Source organism: Aestuariivivens sediminis (genome assembly GCF_022662105.1).
Taxonomy (GTDB): Bacteria; Bacteroidota; Bacteroidia; order Flavobacteriales; family Flavobacteriaceae; genus Aestuariivivens; species Aestuariivivens sediminis.
The window spans coordinates 102,694-119,483 of the sequence record NZ_JAKMCP010000001.1 but is presented as its reverse complement, the minus strand read 5'-3'; the positions used below and the strand labels follow the sequence as shown (position 1 = coordinate 119,483).

Genomic DNA, 16,790 nt, shown 5'->3' with positions numbered 1-16,790 from the left:
GATTGATTAAAAAAATTAAAAATAAAATAAAGGCTACAATAGCAGAAATTTATGAAAATAATTTAGGTCATTTCTTTTTCAAACAACCAGGTTTTTGTCCTTGTTGTGAACAGGAAGTGGTATTTATATCGCATGACCCGTGGTTGCGCGATCACTTTACATGTAGTAATTGTAGCAGTTTGCCAAGAGAACGAGCTTTAATGTATGTTATACAAACGATGTATCCCTACTGGAAAGATTTACATATTCACGAGTCATCTCCAAGTAATAGAGGGCATAGTGTTAGTTTAAAACAGCATTGTAAGTACTATACTATATCCCAATTTTTTCCAAACCAAAAGCGAGGTGCTTTAGTTAAAGGATTTAGAAATGAAGATTTGGAACAACAGACTTTTGAAGATAGAATGTTTGATTTGGTGATAACCTCTGATGTTATGGAGCATGTATATGAACCAGACAGAGCTTTTAAAGAAATATACCGTACCTTAAAACCTGGAGGAGCCCACATTTTTTCTGTTCCATTGGTTAATAAACACAAGCCTACACAACGTTGGGCGATTAAAGGAGAAGATGGACAGCCTAATTTTTTATTTGAACCAGAATGGCATAGTAATCCTATAGATGAAAAAGGCTCACCTGTTACTTTTCGTTGGGGATATGACATAAAACATTTTATAGAAACACATACCGAAGCCGATTGTGAAATTATTTATTTAAACGATTTATCACAAGGTATTAGAGCTGAATATATCGAAATTATTGTTCAGAAAAAGAAACTATAATGAGTAAATTAAGACCAATAGCTTTTGTACTACCACAATATCATCCCATTCCTGAAAATGATGTTTGGTGGGGTAAAGGCTTTACTGAATGGACCAATGTTACGAGGGCTAAACCTTTGTTTAAAGGGCATTACCAACCTCAATTACCTACTGATTTAGGATTTTACGACCTAAGGCTTCCTGAAGCCAGAAAAGCACAAGCTGATTTAGCAAAAGAATATGGAATACATGGGTTTTGTTATTATCACTATTGGTTTAATGGTAAGCGCTTGTTGGATGAACCTATAGATGGAATGTTGGCACAAAAGGATTTGGATATGCCTTTTATGTTGTGTTGGGCCAATGAAAACTGGACCCGACGCTGGGATGGTAAAGAGAACGAAGTTTTAATGAAGCAGGAATATAGGCTTGATGACGATATGGAACATATACGTTGGTTATGTGAAAATGTGTTTTCTGATGAGCGTTGTATAAAGGTTAATGGATGCCCAGTATTTTCTGTTTATGATCATAGACAGTTCCCTGATTTAAAGCAAACAGGAGAACTATGGCGACAAATTGCAAAGGAAGAATATGGTTTTCCAAATTTGTATTTAATTGTTATTGAGAGCTTTAACAGATCTGTTGATCCTAATGCTTATGATTTTGACGCTACTATTGAATTTTCACCTCATATGGTTTTAAAACAGAGAGTGCCTAAATCATTTTTGGAGAAAAAAGGGTTTAAAAAAACGTTTGACTTTAGAGATTTTAAGAGTGCTGTGTCAACTATCATGTCTAGACCTAAACCAGATTTCAAATTATTTAGATGTGTTACCCCATCATGGGATAATACTGCTAGAAAAGGAAAAGAAGGTACAATATGCATAGGTAGTAGTCCTGAATTGTATTACAAATGGTTGCACCATATTGTTACGCATTTTAAACCTTATTCTAAAGAGGAAAATTTTGTATTTATCAACGCTATGAATGAATGGGCGGAGGGAAACCATTTGGAGCCCTGTATTAAATATGGTAGAGCTTATTTAGAGGCTACTAAAAAAGCCTTAGAGCAAAATGATTAAGCCTTTAGTTTCAATATGTATCCCTACCTTTAATGGAGCTACTTATATAGCTGAAACCATGGAAAGTGCCCTTGCTCAAACCTATACTAATCTTGAGATTGTGGTGAGTGACGACGCATCAAAAGACGATACTTTGGAGATTGTTGAAGGGTATAAGGCCAAGACCAAAACACCCATCTACATCTACCATCATCAACCTAGGGGTATCGGTGCAAATTGGAACCATTGTGTAAAACAGGCCAAAGGGAAGTATATAAAATTTTTATTTCAAGATGATGTGCTGCTACCAATTTGTGTAGAGGAAATGGTTAAGGTTATAGAAAGCAAAAAGGGACTAGGTCTTGTAGCTTGTAAGCGGGAGTTTATCATATCTTTTGAAAATGAAACTTCTGAATTACAAGAATGGCTTAAAAAATATGGTGATTTGCAAAAAAATATAGCGTATTATAAACAGAATGATGGGAATGCCATGGTTTTGGATAAAAGTATTTTTAAATCCCCCACGTTTTTAATGTCTCCATTAAATAAAATAGGTGAACCTACCACTTTCATTTTTAGAAAAAATCTGATTGATAAAGTAGGGTGGTTTAGGGAGGATTTAAAACAGGTTTTGGATTATGAATTTTGTAATAGGATTTTAAAACAAGAAGAAATTGTGATAATCAACGTCGCGTTATGTAAATTTAGGTTGCATTCCAATCAAGCTACGCAACTGAATAAAGGAAAGGATGCAGCTGACTATACCACATATTTTGAGCTTATTGAAAATGACTATTTTTGGTATTTAGGGAGAAAGAAGCAACTCCAGCTATTGAGAAAACGGTATAGGTGGCTAGATAAAGTTTTCCGCTTGAAATCTAAATTATGGCGTAGGTGAACGAGCTTGTTTACATAGTAATTGTTGCATATAATGGGACTTCGTGGTTAAGACGTTGCTTGGAAAGCTGTGGAGATTATCCTGTAGTGGTCGTAGATAACGCCTCAACCGATGGTACTGTTTCCCTTATTGAAAAAGGATATCCTAAGGTAAGCTTAATCAAGCAAACTGAAAATTTAGGGTTTGGTCAAGCTAATAATATAGGTATTCGTTATGCCTTAAACCAAGGAGCAGAGAGCGTATTTTTATTGAATCAAGATGCCTATTTGGAAGATAATGCATTGGAACGCTTGGTAGCATTTCAAAAAGTAAATTCCAATTATTGGATTGTGAGTCCTTTACATATAACTCCAGATAAAAAAAGGTTGGATAAACAGTTTTCGTATTATATGACTTATGATAAATCACCTACGTTCTATTCCGATTTTGTTTTAAGTAATACGATACAAGAGGTGTACGATGTGCCTTTTGTAAATGCTGCGGCTTGGTTGCTTTCTAGGACCTGTTTGCAAATGGTGGGTGGTTTCGACCCCATTTTTTTTCATTATGGAGAGGATGAGAATTATTGTCAACGGGTGTTGTTTCATGGTGGACATATAGGAGTACTGCCGCAGGCTAAGGTTATTCATGATAGAGAAGATCGTCCACCAAAGCCTATGAAACCTTTTTCTAGGGTTTATTATGAACATAAACTAAAGAATTTTAAAATACAGCAGGCTAATGTAAATACTTTTGATGTATCATTGTTAAACAAAAAGATATCTGCTTACAATAAGCAAATGGTCAAATCTTTGTGTATGGGTAGATTTAAACACCTAAAAGGGTTGAAACAGGAGCAGCAACTTTTTATGAAAGCAAAACGAGATATTTTAAAGAGTGTTGAGAGGAATAGACAAACAGGAGCAACTTATTTAAATTATAACAAGGAGTCAAAATGATGGGCGATCACTTAATTTTCATGCATTTACCTAAGTGTGGTGGCACAACGTTTCATAGTGTTTTAGAACGCATGTATAAGCCCTCTGAAATTTTTGATATAAAGGTGGTAAATCATAATGCGTTAAACACTCGAGCATTTATTGATCTGCCACAGAAAGAACGTGATGCTATTAAGCTTATTAAAGGACATATGGAGTTTGGTTTGCATGCCTATTTTTCTAAAAATTCTGAATATGTTACGTTTTTGAGAGACCCAGTAGAGCGTATAATATCCTATTATTATTATGTAAAACGTAGGCCCAATCATAGATTAAGACAACAGGACTTATTTAATGATCAAATGTCGCTTTATGAGTTTGTAACACAAATTGACCAGGGCGATGTCCATAATGGGCAAATCAGGTTTATAAGTGGTCTTAATACTAAAGATAAACAGGCAATGTTGCAAAAAGCCAAAGAAAACATTAACAATCACTTTTCTTTTGTAGGTACTGTAGAACAGTTTGACAGGTGTTTACTCTTGTTAAGAAAAAGATACCATTGGGCCATGCCCTACTACAAAATAGAGAATAAAACAAAAAATAGACCGAACCTTGCCGCTATCGATTCGAACACTATTCAAGCCATTAGGGAATACAATAAGGAAGATATTACTTTATATAATGAGGTAAGTTTAAGTTTGGAAAAAGCTATAAAGCAAGACAAAGCATTGTCTTTTAACTTGTTTTGGTTTTATATACATGCTAAATGTACTAAGCTTGAAATAGATGCCTATAGGCTTTTAAAAAAGAGTTACTCTAAATTAATAAGGTAAAACCTCTGTTTTATTGACTATGTTATTTAGGAGGATAGAAAAAGAATAGATAAACTGAAGAATCTATAATAGAAATGCAACGTTACTGCTCTACATGACATTGTTTTATCCTTATGAACATTATGGCATTTTTTAGAGTCTTTATGGGAATGGGTTTTAAGACTCAGAACTATGTTCAGAGTAACATATTTTTTTTAAATGAATTTTGCCATACTAAATTTTGAGTTTCAGAGTTTATCGCTTCATCCTATTGCTAGTCATTAATTGTTTAAGTTCCATTGTTAATTATTATATGAAATATTATCTTGTTGAGAAAATTTAACTTATGCTACAGCAGCCTTTAGTTTCAATAATCATCCCCACCTATAACCGAGCCCATTTAATAGGAGAAACATTGGATAGTGTACTTGCACAGACCTACCAAAACTGGGAGTGCATTATTGTAGATGACGGTAGTTCGGACAATACTGATGCCGTTGTTGGTAATTATATGGTCAATGATGCCCGGTTTCATTTTTACCATAGGCCAGACAGCTTTAAGTTTGGTGGCAATGGTGCAAGGAATTATGGATTTAAAATGTGCAAGGGAGAGTACGTCAATTGGTTTGATAGTGATGATTTGATGCATCCCAAAAAGTTGGAAATGCAGGTGGAGGTCTTGCAGGGAAGTCATTGTGAATTTTCGGTATGCCAAACTTTGGTTTTTCAAGTGAACAAAGAAAATATTATAGGCTTTAGAGGTGATAAGATTTTTTCGAAAGATCCTTTCTTTGATTTTATTACAAATAAGATTGAATTTCTAACACAAGCGCCACTTATAAAAAAATCGTTTCTAGAGGAAAATAAATTGGTTTTTGATGAAGATTTGAAAGCAGCACAGGAATGGGAATTTATTTGTAGAGTCCTTTATAGTTCACCTAATTATAAAGCAATTGATGTTCCGTTGGTATATTATAGAAAAAATCAGAGAAGTATAAGCTCTGGGAATATTCAATTGAGGAATTATCATTACTATCTGGCTAGAGTAAAAATTTACAACTTTTTAAAACCTGGGAACTATGGAAAAAAATCATTTCTTCTAAAACATTTGTTCAATTACATACTGAGTAAATACTTGCAGTTTTTGAGGAACAAGGATTTGAAATATGCGTTTTCTATTTATAAAAAATTTATTGTGGTGAATACAAGTTTGTTTCATGGGCTATTTATATTAGTGCTTTCTCCTGTTGTGATGTTGTCAGGGAAAACTACTTTTATCAAAAGTCTGCTTAAATGGAAAAAATAATAAGTCCAAATTGTGAGTGTTATTAAATATACGTGTTTTCTTATAAATGTTTTGTGGTTTATGGTGCCTAATTGTCATCAAGTGCTTACATTACAGAAAATTGTAAAGCTCCGTTATTTGGATAAAGAACTGTATTTAAAGTGGCTTGTAGATTTTAGCTCATTTATGAAAACCTATCCTGATCGGTTTTCTGTATGGGCATCAATAAAAATCAATTTTTTAGTTGGAGTCTTGCAAATACTTGACTACGCTTGTGGATATGGCGGACGCGGTTTAATGCTAAAGGTTATAAATAAACCTTCTAATATATTGAGAGGCATGTTAAATAGTAAATAACTTATGAAACAATTAATACCCTTGAGGTTTAAAAAATATTATTGGCGTTTTTTAAAATGGCGCCGTAAACAAAAAAAAAAGCGCATTAAGTTTGAAGGCAAATCCCCAAATGAGGTTTTTACTTTTATATATGAGACCAATCATTGGAGTGGGCATCAAAGTATATCGGGAGGAGGATCCGATTTGCACCATACCCAGGTTGTTATAGATCAAATTAGTCGCTTGATTAGGGAGTACAAATTTTCTTCCATATTGGATGTGCCTTGTGGTGATTTTATTTGGATGCAACATGTTGATCTTTTGGGTTGTAGTTACACCGGTGGAGATATAGTAGAGGCTTTAATTCAAGAAAATATTGAAAAATATAAGCATAATAAAAATGCTCATTTTGAGGTAATTGATTTGTTAAAGGATGATTTGCCAAAATCGGATATGTTGATAAATAGAGATTGCTTGGTACACCTGTCATTTAACGATATATTTTTAGCATTGAAGCAGATTAAAAATTCTGGGTGTACCTATTTACTATCTACAACTTTTCCAAACCATAAAATTAACCAAGATATTTCTACAGGAGATTGGCGTCCCTTAAATCTTGAGGAAGCTCCCTTTTTTTTTGGTAAGCCGATAAAGATGATTAAAGAAAAATACCAGCATCCAGATTATTATGACAAATCTTTAGGGTTATGGAAAATCTCAGATGTGTTGCTTGATATAGAGTATATTAATAACAAATCATGGTCAGATGGAGCTAATTAAAAATGATGCGGTTGTTTGGGATGAGATTTGGGATGCACATGTTACCGAAGACTATGATTCATTAAATAAGAAATTAGTTCAAACCAAAAACAGTGCTGCTTGGAAAAAATATTCTCAAATTATTACTGATAATTTTGGAGGATGGCAGAATGTAAATGCAATTGAAATTGGATCAGGAATGGGCTGGTATAGTTTTGTTGCCGCAAGTGAGGGTGCTAATGTAACTTTAATAGATTATTCGGAAGGTGCTTTACGATTAGCACAAATTAGGTTTGAAATGTTTTCATTTGAAGCTAATTTTATTTTTGGAAATGCTTTTGACCTATTGAAAGAAGTAAATACTAGATATAATCTTTCATGGTCTTTTGGAACTGCTGAACACTATAAAAATGAATTGCGCCAGGAGTTTTTCGAACTTCACTTTAATTGTTTAGAGAATAATGGAATCACGATTATAAGTTGTCCCTATAAATTCGCAATCAATTATAGACTTTGGATGCACTATGCTATAAAATACAATAATTGGAGCTTTGGTTTGGAGATTCCTTATTCTAAACGAGAATATATTAAGAGATTAAAGCAAAGCGGTAATAGTCTTGTTAAAATCTGTTTTCAAGAAGGTCGACCTTGTTTGAATAAGTTATTGAGCATATTAAGACAAAACTCGAAATGGAGGTTTTATATCTTCTATCCTTTTGTGAAATTAGTTCATAAGTTCAATCTAAAAATATCACCTTTCAATTATAGATCGGTAATTTTAATTGCAGCAAAAACCAAATGAAAACAATTTCTCTTCTTCATCCATTTTCAGCACAAGCCATAGGGCTTAAAGAAACCGATTTGTACTGCAATCACAGCAAACCCCATGAGAATGCTTTAAAATATCTCAGTAAACTGGGTTATAGTACGAGTATTAGTTATTTTACTGGTGGGTTTCTTCCTTTTACTAAAAACGTAGAAGGCGTCAAAAAAATGTTTTTTCCTGTAACAACCCCATTATTTGCGAATAGGCATAAATGGCGTAAACAAGATTCACTATTTCATTATTTATCCACTGTGATTTGTCCTCCCGATTTAACTATCATCAACATGTCCGGTCATGGTAGTAATTATGTCTTTAAATTAGGTGAATTATTGAAAAAAAAGGGGAAGGCCTATGTGGCGATGATAGGCGGATTGAATGTGTCTGCTAATCCATTGGCGATACAATATTACCAACAAGCCCAATGCGTTGTGGTCCATACAGAAGTTCAAAAAAGGAATTTAGAAGCACTGAGTGAATTTAAAAATTTGGACATAAGGGTGGTACCTTTAGGGGTTGATACGTCCTTGTTTAAACCTTCAGAGTCTAAACCAAAGGATTTAAGATTATTATATGTTGGGCGAATTTCGAGATTAAAGCAAATTGAAAAAGCTATTGAGGCAATCGTTTATATTAAGAGCGAACAACGAGTGGATTGTCATTTAACAATTATAGGGTTTATTAGTGATACGGGTTACTACCAAGAACTTAAAAAAATGGTCGAGTTAAACGCTTTACATGATTGTGTGACGTTTATGGGGCCACTCAACCAAAAAGACCTGATTCCGTATTACCAAAATGCGAGTTTGCTTTTGTTGCCCAGTAAACACGAATCTTTTGGTATGGTCATGATCGAGGCGATGGCTTGTGGTACGCCTGTTGTTGCATTAAAAAATACCGGAGGGCCGGATGAAATTATTGAGAGTGGTGTAAATGGATATTTATGTTCACCGGAAGACTATAGTGTTGAGGTTTTTGATGTTTTGACCTCTAGAACATTACATAAAATGGCAATGAATGCAAGGTTTAGTGTATTAAACAAATGGAGTCTTGATTATACGAAAGATTGTTTTAAAAGTCTTATAGAAAGTGTATTTTTGAGAGACTCTTAAAAACCTTTTAAGTCCTTTTGTATACTTTTTTTATCCAACATCGTTCGCCACACCACGCCAAAAGTTCTGGATACGATAGGCTATTGGATTATTATCCTAATGCCAAAAGTATGTCTGGGCAGCCTGGAATACCGTATCAATTGGCAAAAGTAGTTTCAGGTTTTGTAAATCAAAAGGCAGGCGTATATAATTCTGATAGCTTAAATAAGGATATTGAATTATTCAAATGCTTACGAAAGCCAATCAACACCCCTGCCATAGTTCATTATTTAAATGCCGAAAGAGATATAAGATTTGTGGTAAAATACAAAAGCTTATTCAAGAATGTTCAATTTTGTGCCACGTTCCATAAACCCCCTAGTGTGTTGACTTGGCGTATAAGCAATCCAAAATATGTTAGGCACTTAGACGGAGCCGTTGCTGTAGGGGAAAATCAGCTAGGCTATATCCGGGAGCATTTTAAAATTAAAGAGGTGGCTTATATTCCACATGGGGTAGATACCCAATTTTTTTATCCAGATGCGACACAACGGCACCCCAATAGATTGCTTTTTGTGGGGCAACATTTGCGGGATTTTGAGGCTTTGAATTATTGTGTGCCACGAATTGCAGAAAAGATTAGGGGGTTGAGTATTCATGTTATTGTGCATCCAGCGTATAAACCAAAGGTTGATTTTCATGAAAGTATAACAGTGTTAAGTGGCTTAAGTGATATGGCATTAAGACAGGCCTACCAAGAGGGTAGCTTATTATTTTTACCTATGAAAGATAGCACAGCGTGTAATTCTATTTTAGAAGCTATGGCTTGTGGACTTCCCGTGGTTACAAGTAATGTAGGTGGGAATTCAGAATATTTAGAGGGCACGAACAGTGTTTTGGTGCCAAGGACAGATTATCATCAGTATATAGCTAGTGTAGTAACTCTATTATCTGATCCTGAAAAGATTAATGAACTTGCTGTTTTAGCGAGGCAAAAGGCTTTGTCTTACGACTGGAAAGTTATTAGTAAGCAAATAATGGAATTTCATAGTTCATTATCCTTAAAGTAAGATGCCGGACTTATTTAAGTCTTGTATTTTTACTTTTTAAAACTGCCATAGTAATTCCTAAATCGAACAGAGGGCTTTAATTTGGCAACTTATATAACTATTTGGTGACATTAAGTATTGAATATTTTACGCGGCACATCCTTTTTTGTAGGTTTGTTTAACAATATTCAGGAGAAATTTGAATAGAATAATAAATTAGCTATCGATTTATCCAAGAAAAGATTGATTTTAGAATGATACATACCATTTTGATCACTGCTTATAAGAACTTATCGCAACTGGAGCAGTTGGTAGATTTTTTTGAAGAGAGTTCTTTTCGCATTTATATACATCTCGATAAGAAGGGGCGTTATGATGAGACCGTATTGGAGCGTATAAAAAATAAAGCGCAAGTGCAAATGCTGGTTCAAAAGTATCGGGTTAATTGGGGCGGTGTCAATCACTTAAAAGCCTATCTTTTATTGGCTCAAGAAGCCTTATTAACAGAATCTTCATCCTATTTTCATCTTATTACCGGACAAGATTTTCCTATTGTTTCGAAAACTAAATTTTTATCATTTTTTAGCAATCAGCCGGAAGGCAAAAAAAAGGATTATATAAAGTATGTTCCTTTACCTAATCCTAATTGGCATTATGGAGGGGGTGTGGATCGTCTAAAGTATTACCATTTTTATGATGTTTTAGATAGCAAAAGGCATAAGCGGTTTATTAGAAAATTAGTTAGGCTGCAAAAAAAGATGGGATTAGAGCGTTCTTTTTCGAAATCATTTCCTGCAATGTATGGTGGGTCAACTTACTGGTCATTAACTAAAGAGTCACTATCCTATGTGGTTAATTACACATTGCAAAACCCAAGGTATCTAAAGCGGTTTAACTATAGTTTTTGTGCCGAAGAAATATATTTCCAAACACTATTATGTAACTCACCGTTAAAAAATAACATGGTGAACACTAATTTACGTTATATCGATTGGAGTAAAGACAGGGGAAGTACCCCAGTCGTGCTGGATATGCGTGACTATGATAAATTGGCACAAAGCTCCTGTTTATTTGCCAGAAAATTTGATGATGAATCCAGCGATTTGATTTTAAAGATTAAAAACAGACTTTGGTGATGTCAAAGGGTGGATTTTAATTGATTTTAATTTTAAGGGATCGTTTAAGACCTCGATTAAATCCTTATATTCGAAACGAATTTATGTCTATTCATCTATCCATATTGCCTACCAATCATATTTATGCCAAATCGCAAGCTCCAAATGAGCTGTTTTTGGAAGCCATTTGTACATATGTTGCTACGGGATTTTTTATGGACGATGATACGTTTTGGAAGGACCGTGTTTGTTTGTTGCCTGCCCATACCCATGAAGTTGATGCTTTAGGTCACCTTATTTCCAGTACGTCCAATTTTAATTGGTACCATGAACCGGAACGTAGACCTTTTGAGGTGGTTTTAGAGGAATATATGGCCTTGTTAACCCAAATAGTAAAGGAGCAAGTGGGAAATGACCAGGTTATTTTACCCTTGTCGGGAGGTTTGGACAGTAGGAGCTTGGCCGCGGTCTTGCAACTGTTGGATAATCCTGTACAGGCCTTTAGTTATGAGTTTGAAGGCGGATATCCTGAAACCAAAATAGCTAGGCGAATAGCTCAGGGATGTGGCTTTCAATTTGATGCCTTTAGGATAGGTAAAGGGTATTTGTGGGATTGTATAGCGGATTTGGCACAGATTAATGGTTGTTATTCGGAGTTTACCCACCCCAGACAAATGGCTGTTTTGCCCCAATTGAAACTAATGCAAGGCGTATTTTGCCTAGGGCATTGGGGCGACGTGTTATTTGACCGTGGTGTACCGGAAGGCACTATGGACCGTGATCTGGTACCTTTGTTTATAAAAAAAATGGTTAAGCCCGGTGGAATGGTCCTGGCTGAAAAACTTTGGGAGGTTTGGGAACTGGAAGGACGGTTTAAGGATTATCTTGTAGGGCGTATAGAAACCGCTTTGGCCAAAATTGCTATTAAAAATACAAGTGCGAAGGCCCGGGCATTTAAGACCAGTCAATGGGCGCACCGCTGGACCACCACCAATCTGTCCGTTTTTGCCGCAGCACATCCAATTCGATTGCCTTATTATGATGATAGGATGATTGATTTTATTTGTAGGGTACCCGAAGCCTATTTGGCAGATCGCCGTTTACAGATCGCTCATTTACAACAGGACAAAGCTCTGGCTAAGATTACCTGGCAAGCTCAAAGGCCTTTTAACCTTAGTAATTTCCAATATAATAAAATGCCATATAATTTACCGTATAGGGCTTTAAATAAATCTAAACGCCTATTGATGGGGTGGTTTGGACAACCTTATGTGCAACGAAATTTTGAATTACAGTTTTTAGGGGCGGACAATGATGTAAAACTCAGGCAGTATCTTTTTGACCCGTCATTTTATGAGTTTATACCTAAATCTATTATAGATGCTATTTATGCTAAATTTACAAAAGACGATTATGTGGAGTTTTCCCATCCAATTAGCATGTTGCTTACCTTATCTGTATTTAATAAGAGGTTAACCAATCTGTAAACAGGACTTAGATGAAACGGGCCGAATTTTTAAATTATTTAAAATTAAAGTACTCCATTTATTGTTTAAGGAAGTCTTTTGCATTAAAAGATATGGATGCCATCTACCAGTTTACAAAAGACTATAAGGGCAAAGGGTATTATGAAAGAATTGCCATGCACCAATATCCTGAAGAATTTAAGGCTTTTACTAAATATGTTTCGCAAATACGTCCCAAGGTTGTAGTTGAGATTGGTACGAAGAGAGGTGGAAGTTTTTATGTGTGGGCTCGTTATTTTAAGCCAATGCATTTAATTTCTATTGACTTACCAGGGGGTATTCACGGAGGGGGATATCCCAAACAGAAAGCCCGTTTTTTTGAAACGTTTTTATCAGATTTACCTTCAAGTAAAGTGTCTCTCATTCAAGCCGATTCACATGCACAAGATACCCTAGAGCGTTTAAAGCATCTGTTAAATGGAGCTGCTATAGACTTTTTGTTTATTGATGGAGACCATAGGTACGAGGGTGTTAGACAAGATTTTGAAATGTACAGCCCATTGGTTAGAAAAGGAGGGTATGTAGGTTTTCATGATATTATAGCTTCAGACTATCATCATCAAATGGATTGTTATGTGGACAGGTTATGGGAAGAATTAAAAGTGATATTTCCTTATAAGGAATTTATAACAAGCGCATCGCAACATAAATACGGATTGGGGGTGGTAGAAATTTAAATTTGTATGAAGTTATCTATAATTATACCTGTTTACAATAATAGCAAGTTTATTGATCAATCCTATCGTTTTGTAAGAGCGCAGGAGCTGGATGATTTTGAGATTATTTACATTGATAATAATTCGGTAGATGATTCAGTAAAATTAATAGAACAGATATGTATTAAAGATAGTAGGGTATGGCTTTATCATCAAAGAAAGCAAGGAGCAGGGGCATCAAGAAATTTGGGAATATCTAAAGCGAATGGAACCTATGTGTATTTGTTTGATGTGGATGACGAGATTTACCCAGGTACTTTAAAACGTATGATTGAAATTTTAGATACTACTCCGGAAGTTGATGCGGTTTTTGGCAAAATGGTTAAGTCTTATAATGGTATTGAAAGTACAGAAAAACCTACTGATGAAACTTTGGATGTGACTGTTAAAAATCCACCTGATTTAGGGATAAGATGGTTTGGCGATTTGAGAACTGTTGTTGGGCCACCTGCGTTTTTATATAGGAAAGCTGTTTTTAAAAAAATTGGCTTCTATAATGAGGCTTTAAGGTTGGGAGAAGACACCGCTTTTGATATAAAATTGGGAATGTTGTGTAAGGTTGCAGCGTATGATGCTTATGTTTATTTGTATCGGAAACATAATTTATCGACTACCCAAAAGGCAAAAAAGCAAGAATCAATGATTTTTCACACATGGAAACGCCTTGTGTTGGAGCATTTGCCTTTTTATGTGAAGTATGAACCTCCCTTAGCTTATAAGCGTATTTTATTTCATGGTATTTTTAGTACTATGGGGAAGCTTATTTTTGATACTAAAGGAATGCGTAAGCGAGTGAGTTTAGTAAAACAGATACATCAGGATATAGTTCCTATAAGACTTCCGTTTTATATTACTCTATATTTGTGGTTGTTGGTGCTATTGCCTATCAAAATATTATTAAAGGTTTACGTATATTGGATAGCCAAACCTTATGTGGCGCGTAAACTCAGTTATTTATAACATGTTATGATACATTTAGTTAAGCATATAATTAGGAAACTTTTGTTAAATAGGATGTTTAAACGCTATGTTGTATCTCATAAACTAATACAGGAGGATATAGCAACAACTATTGGTACAAGGGGATGTGTGGTTACTCCGCCTACTTTACGAAAACACTTTTTTCATTTAATGTTATATTATCCTGAATACGCCATGATTTTTTTCTGGCGTATTAGAAAGCGACCCTGGTATTATGGTTGTTTCGCTAAGGATTTTCATTGCAAGATTTTTAAAAGTACTAAAATTGAAGGTGGGCTGATGTGTTATCATCCATATGCTACAGTTATTAACGCAAAATCCATTGGTAAAAACTTTCAGTTTAGAAATGGATTAACTATAGGAAACAAGAACAATGATAATACCCAATTGCCAACTATAGGGAATCATGTGACCGTAGGGGCACAAGTAGCTATTATTGGAGCTATTACTATAGGCGATCATGTGGAAATAGGTGCTGGTTCGGTAGTGGTGAAAGATATGCCTTCCCACTGTATTGTTGCAGGTAACCCAGCTGTGGTTTTGAAAACATTGCCTAATGGATAAGCGCATCAAGATTTTATTCACCATATCCAATTTTAGTACTGCCGGTAGTGGTAAGGTGATTTACGACTTAATAAAAGGGTTAAACAAAAGGCGGTTCGATATAGAAATCGCTTGTGGTCATGATCAAGGCAAATTCTTTAAAACCGTGGAGCAATTGGGTGTTCCTATTCATGTTTTTTCAACAAAGACACCTTACAGACCCTATTCTACATTGTTGTTCAGGATTCTTAAAATCTCTAGGTTTTATAGAAAACACCAATATGATTTGGTGCATTCCTGGCAATGGAGCAGTGACTGGACAGAAGCCTTGGCTGCAAAATTGGCTGGTGTAAAATGGATGTATACCAAAAAAGCTATGGGTTATAAGGCCAGGCATTGGAAATTGAAAAGCTATTTGGCAGATTTTATCATTACCATTAATGATGAGATGCGCGATTATTTCCCTAAGAAAAAAAATCAAAGGCTGATCCCTTTAGGTTTGGACACCACTTTTTATCAACCTTTAACAGATGGAAGCAAGAGGCCACCTGGTGCTGTATTGAACATTGTGATGGTCGCTAATTTAGTACCCGTAAAAGGATTGGAAACTTTGGTGCAGGCGCTGAATCTCTTACCAGAACAGGATTTTATATTGCAGGTTGTTGGGAAGTGTGATAATGCCTATGGGAAAGCCATGCAACAATTGGTGCGAGACCTGGGTCTGGAGAAGCAAATTGATTTTGTGGGAACCCAATTGGATGTAAGGCCTTATTTAGAACAGGCCGATGTTTTTGTGATCCCAACCCTAGATGAAGGCCGTAAAGAAGGAATGCCTATGGCCTTGGTGGAGGCGATGAGTATGGGTATACCTGTTTTGGGTTCGAATATTACCGGTGTTAAATTTGTGCTGAAAGACTTTGATAGGCTGCTTTTTGAGCCTAACAACCCCCGGTTACTTGCAGACAAATTGTTTACCTTTACCCAAATGAGCTTAACCGAACGTGAAGTGCTTGGGAAAGCCTTAAGGGATTATTGTAAAACGCATTTTTCGTTAGAAACCTTTGTGGCCGCCCATGAACAAGTGTATACAGAACTATTAGCCTGATATTGCATGGAAAACCAACCAACCAACCCATTATTGTGGCAATCGCAAACCCCGGAAAAACTCCCCGATTTTATTATTGGTGGAGCTATGAAATCCGGAACGAGTACTTTACATAACATACTTAATAGTCATCCACAGGTGGCGATGGCCCATGAGGAATTGGGCTTTTTGGATATGGATGAATGGTTGCAGCATCCCGATTATCATTTTTATGATCGCAAAGCAAAGCTATGGAAGTCAACATTGTTGGTTCCCGAAATGCAGGTGCTGTGGGATTGGTACTATTCCCAGTTTCCTAAAAGAACGGACCATATGCTTGTTGGGGAAGATTCAACTACCTATTTGGCCTCTCCCAGAGTAGCAGAGCGTTTGGCCATGCAAAAAAAAGCCATCAAGGTTATTTTTATCTTGCGCCATCCAACCAAACGGGCACTGTCCAATTATTTACATGCGGTAAAATCTGGAAGGGCTTTATACAGTTTAGAGGATACCTTAAAGTATGACCCTCACAGTATTTTAAAGCGAAGTTTGTATAAGGAGCAGTTGGATGTGTACTATAAGCATTTGCCTTCTGAACAGATAAAAGTCGTGTTGTTTGAAGATTTTTTAAGAAACAAGGCTGAGGTTATTAAGGCTATTTCTACTTTTTTAAACTTAGATTTTAAAGCCTTTGATGCCTCCAATTTTGATTTGCATATCAATAAAACAAAGACTCCGAAGTATTTTAGGTTACAGTTATTACGCAATAGGTTCTTAAAGCATAAACGCGATGTAAGGTACGCCAAAATGTTACCTAAAGCGGCCACTTTTGTTAGGGATATGCCATTAAGCTATAAAGTGCTTAATAAATTACATGGCATTATAAATCCGTTAGGCGATTACAACAATTTTGTGGTAAACCCAAAAACGGAAATCTTGTTGGATGCCTACTTTAAAAAGGCATTACAAGGTATAGACGAGATTGTAGGAGCGCCTGTTATGGATAAATGGTTTAAAGCTTGATTTT

17 protein-coding genes are annotated in these 16,790 nt (G+C 35.5%); all 17 read left to right on the top strand.

The window, feature by feature from the left end; translation table 11 throughout:
• Positions 1–2: 2 nt before the first annotated feature.
• The 17 genes from MR054_RS00510 to MR054_RS00430 all read left to right on the top strand — a co-directional run bounded on the left by MR054_RS00510 (position 3) and on the right by MR054_RS00430 (position 16,786).
• Positions 3–782 (top strand): class I SAM-dependent methyltransferase, encoded by a 780-nt coding sequence (locus MR054_RS00510; protein WP_242155186.1) that lies wholly within the window; start codon positions 3–5, stop codon positions 780–782.
• Entirely contained in the window at positions 782–1,846 is a 1,065-nt protein-coding gene (locus MR054_RS00505; protein ID WP_242155183.1) for a glycosyltransferase WbsX family protein, read from the top strand. Before MR054_RS00510 ends, MR054_RS00505 begins: the two co-directional genes overlap by 1 nt.
• Positions 1,839–2,723 carry a glycosyltransferase family 2 protein gene (locus MR054_RS00500; RefSeq protein WP_242155182.1) on the top strand — a complete coding sequence of 295 codons (885 nt, stop codon included), beginning with the start codon at positions 1,839–1,841 and terminating at the stop codon, positions 2,721–2,723. Before MR054_RS00505 ends, MR054_RS00500 begins: the two co-directional genes overlap by 8 nt.
• Positions 2,720–3,661 (top strand): glycosyltransferase family 2 protein, encoded by a 942-nt coding sequence (locus MR054_RS00495; RefSeq protein WP_242155179.1) that lies wholly within the window; start codon positions 2,720–2,722, stop codon positions 3,659–3,661. The genes MR054_RS00500 and MR054_RS00495 overlap by 4 nt, the downstream gene beginning before the upstream one ends.
• On the top strand, positions 3,658–4,476 hold the full coding sequence (locus tag MR054_RS00490) for a sulfotransferase family 2 domain-containing protein (RefSeq protein ID WP_338081487.1): 819 nt from the start codon (positions 3,658–3,660) through the stop codon (positions 4,474–4,476). Before MR054_RS00495 ends, MR054_RS00490 begins: the two co-directional genes overlap by 4 nt.
• Positions 4,477–4,801: 325 nt before the next feature.
• Entirely contained in the window at positions 4,802–5,761 is a 960-nt protein-coding gene (locus MR054_RS00485; RefSeq protein ID WP_242155175.1) for a glycosyltransferase family 2 protein, read from the top strand.
• A gap of 339 nt (positions 5,762–6,100) precedes the next feature.
• Complete coding sequence (locus MR054_RS00480) at positions 6,101–6,856, top strand: class I SAM-dependent methyltransferase (RefSeq protein WP_242155173.1); 756 nt, start codon at positions 6,101–6,103, stop codon at positions 6,854–6,856.
• Positions 6,843–7,637, top strand: a complete 795-nt coding sequence (locus MR054_RS00475; RefSeq protein WP_242155171.1) for an SAM-dependent methyltransferase — start codon at positions 6,843–6,845, stop codon at positions 7,635–7,637. The genes MR054_RS00480 and MR054_RS00475 overlap by 14 nt, the downstream gene beginning before the upstream one ends.
• Entirely contained in the window at positions 7,634–8,770 is a 1,137-nt protein-coding gene (locus MR054_RS00470; RefSeq protein WP_242155169.1) for a glycosyltransferase family 4 protein, read from the top strand. The genes MR054_RS00475 and MR054_RS00470 overlap by 4 nt, the downstream gene beginning before the upstream one ends.
• Before the next feature lie 17 nt (positions 8,771–8,787).
• Positions 8,788–9,819, top strand: coding sequence for a glycosyltransferase family 4 protein (locus tag MR054_RS00465; RefSeq protein WP_242155167.1), 1,032 nt, complete (start codon positions 8,788–8,790; stop codon positions 9,817–9,819).
• Between the two features lie 233 nt (positions 9,820–10,052).
• Positions 10,053–10,934 (top strand): beta-1,6-N-acetylglucosaminyltransferase, encoded by an 882-nt coding sequence (locus tag MR054_RS00460; RefSeq protein ID WP_242155161.1) that lies wholly within the window; start codon positions 10,053–10,055, stop codon positions 10,932–10,934.
• A gap of 83 nt (positions 10,935–11,017) precedes the next feature.
• Positions 11,018–12,400, top strand: a complete 1,383-nt coding sequence (locus MR054_RS00455; RefSeq protein ID WP_242155159.1) for an asparagine synthase-related protein — start codon at positions 11,018–11,020, stop codon at positions 12,398–12,400.
• An 11-nt stretch (positions 12,401–12,411) separates the two neighbouring features.
• A complete protein-coding gene (locus MR054_RS00450) occupies positions 12,412–13,116 on the top strand; it encodes a class I SAM-dependent methyltransferase (protein ID WP_242155157.1) in 705 nt (234 codons plus the stop codon).
• A 6-nt stretch (positions 13,117–13,122) separates the two neighbouring features.
• Positions 13,123–14,115 (top strand): glycosyltransferase family 2 protein, encoded by a 993-nt coding sequence (locus MR054_RS00445; protein WP_242155155.1) that lies wholly within the window; start codon positions 13,123–13,125, stop codon positions 14,113–14,115.
• 54 nt (positions 14,116–14,169) lie between these two features.
• A complete protein-coding gene (locus tag MR054_RS00440) occupies positions 14,170–14,700 on the top strand; it encodes an LbetaH domain-containing protein (RefSeq protein ID WP_242155153.1) in 531 nt (176 codons plus the stop codon).
• Complete coding sequence (locus tag MR054_RS00435) at positions 14,693–15,784, top strand: glycosyltransferase (RefSeq protein ID WP_242155151.1); 1,092 nt, start codon at positions 14,693–14,695, stop codon at positions 15,782–15,784. The genes MR054_RS00440 and MR054_RS00435 overlap by 8 nt, the downstream gene beginning before the upstream one ends.
• Before the next feature lie 6 nt (positions 15,785–15,790).
• Complete coding sequence (locus MR054_RS00430) at positions 15,791–16,786, top strand: sulfotransferase family protein (protein WP_242155149.1); 996 nt, start codon at positions 15,791–15,793, stop codon at positions 16,784–16,786.
• Positions 16,787–16,790: the final 4 nt, after the last annotated feature.

What these genes read in the sequence shown, in the direction of transcription:
- MR054_RS00475 (WP_242155171.1), top strand. Translation starts at nt 6,843, where the DNA reads ATGGAGCTAATTAAAAATGATGCGGTTGTTTGGGATGAGATTTGGGAT.
- MR054_RS00445 (WP_242155155.1), top strand. Translation starts at nt 13,123, where the DNA reads ATGAAGTTATCTATAATTATACCTGTTTACAATAATAGCAAGTTTATT.
- MR054_RS00485 (WP_242155175.1), top strand. Translation starts at nt 4,802, where the DNA reads ATGCTACAGCAGCCTTTAGTTTCAATAATCATCCCCACCTATAACCGA.
- MR054_RS00490 (WP_338081487.1), top strand. Translation starts at nt 3,658, where the DNA reads ATGATGGGCGATCACTTAATTTTCATGCATTTACCTAAGTGTGGTGGC.
- MR054_RS00480 (WP_242155173.1), top strand. Translation starts at nt 6,101, where the DNA reads ATGAAACAATTAATACCCTTGAGGTTTAAAAAATATTATTGGCGTTTT.
- MR054_RS00430 (WP_242155149.1), top strand. Translation starts at nt 15,791, where the DNA reads ATGGAAAACCAACCAACCAACCCATTATTGTGGCAATCGCAAACCCCG.
- MR054_RS00470 (WP_242155169.1), top strand. Translation starts at nt 7,634, where the DNA reads ATGAAAACAATTTCTCTTCTTCATCCATTTTCAGCACAAGCCATAGGG.
- MR054_RS00435 (WP_242155151.1), top strand. Translation starts at nt 14,693, where the DNA reads ATGGATAAGCGCATCAAGATTTTATTCACCATATCCAATTTTAGTACT.
- MR054_RS00455 (WP_242155159.1), top strand. Translation starts at nt 11,018, where the DNA reads ATGTCTATTCATCTATCCATATTGCCTACCAATCATATTTATGCCAAA.
- MR054_RS00460 (WP_242155161.1), top strand. Translation starts at nt 10,053, where the DNA reads ATGATACATACCATTTTGATCACTGCTTATAAGAACTTATCGCAACTG.
- MR054_RS00500 (WP_242155182.1), top strand. Translation starts at nt 1,839, where the DNA reads ATGATTAAGCCTTTAGTTTCAATATGTATCCCTACCTTTAATGGAGCT.
- MR054_RS00505 (WP_242155183.1), top strand. Translation starts at nt 782, where the DNA reads ATGAGTAAATTAAGACCAATAGCTTTTGTACTACCACAATATCATCCC.
- MR054_RS00450 (WP_242155157.1), top strand. Translation starts at nt 12,412, where the DNA reads ATGAAACGGGCCGAATTTTTAAATTATTTAAAATTAAAGTACTCCATT.
- MR054_RS00440 (WP_242155153.1), top strand. Translation starts at nt 14,170, where the DNA reads ATGTTTAAACGCTATGTTGTATCTCATAAACTAATACAGGAGGATATA.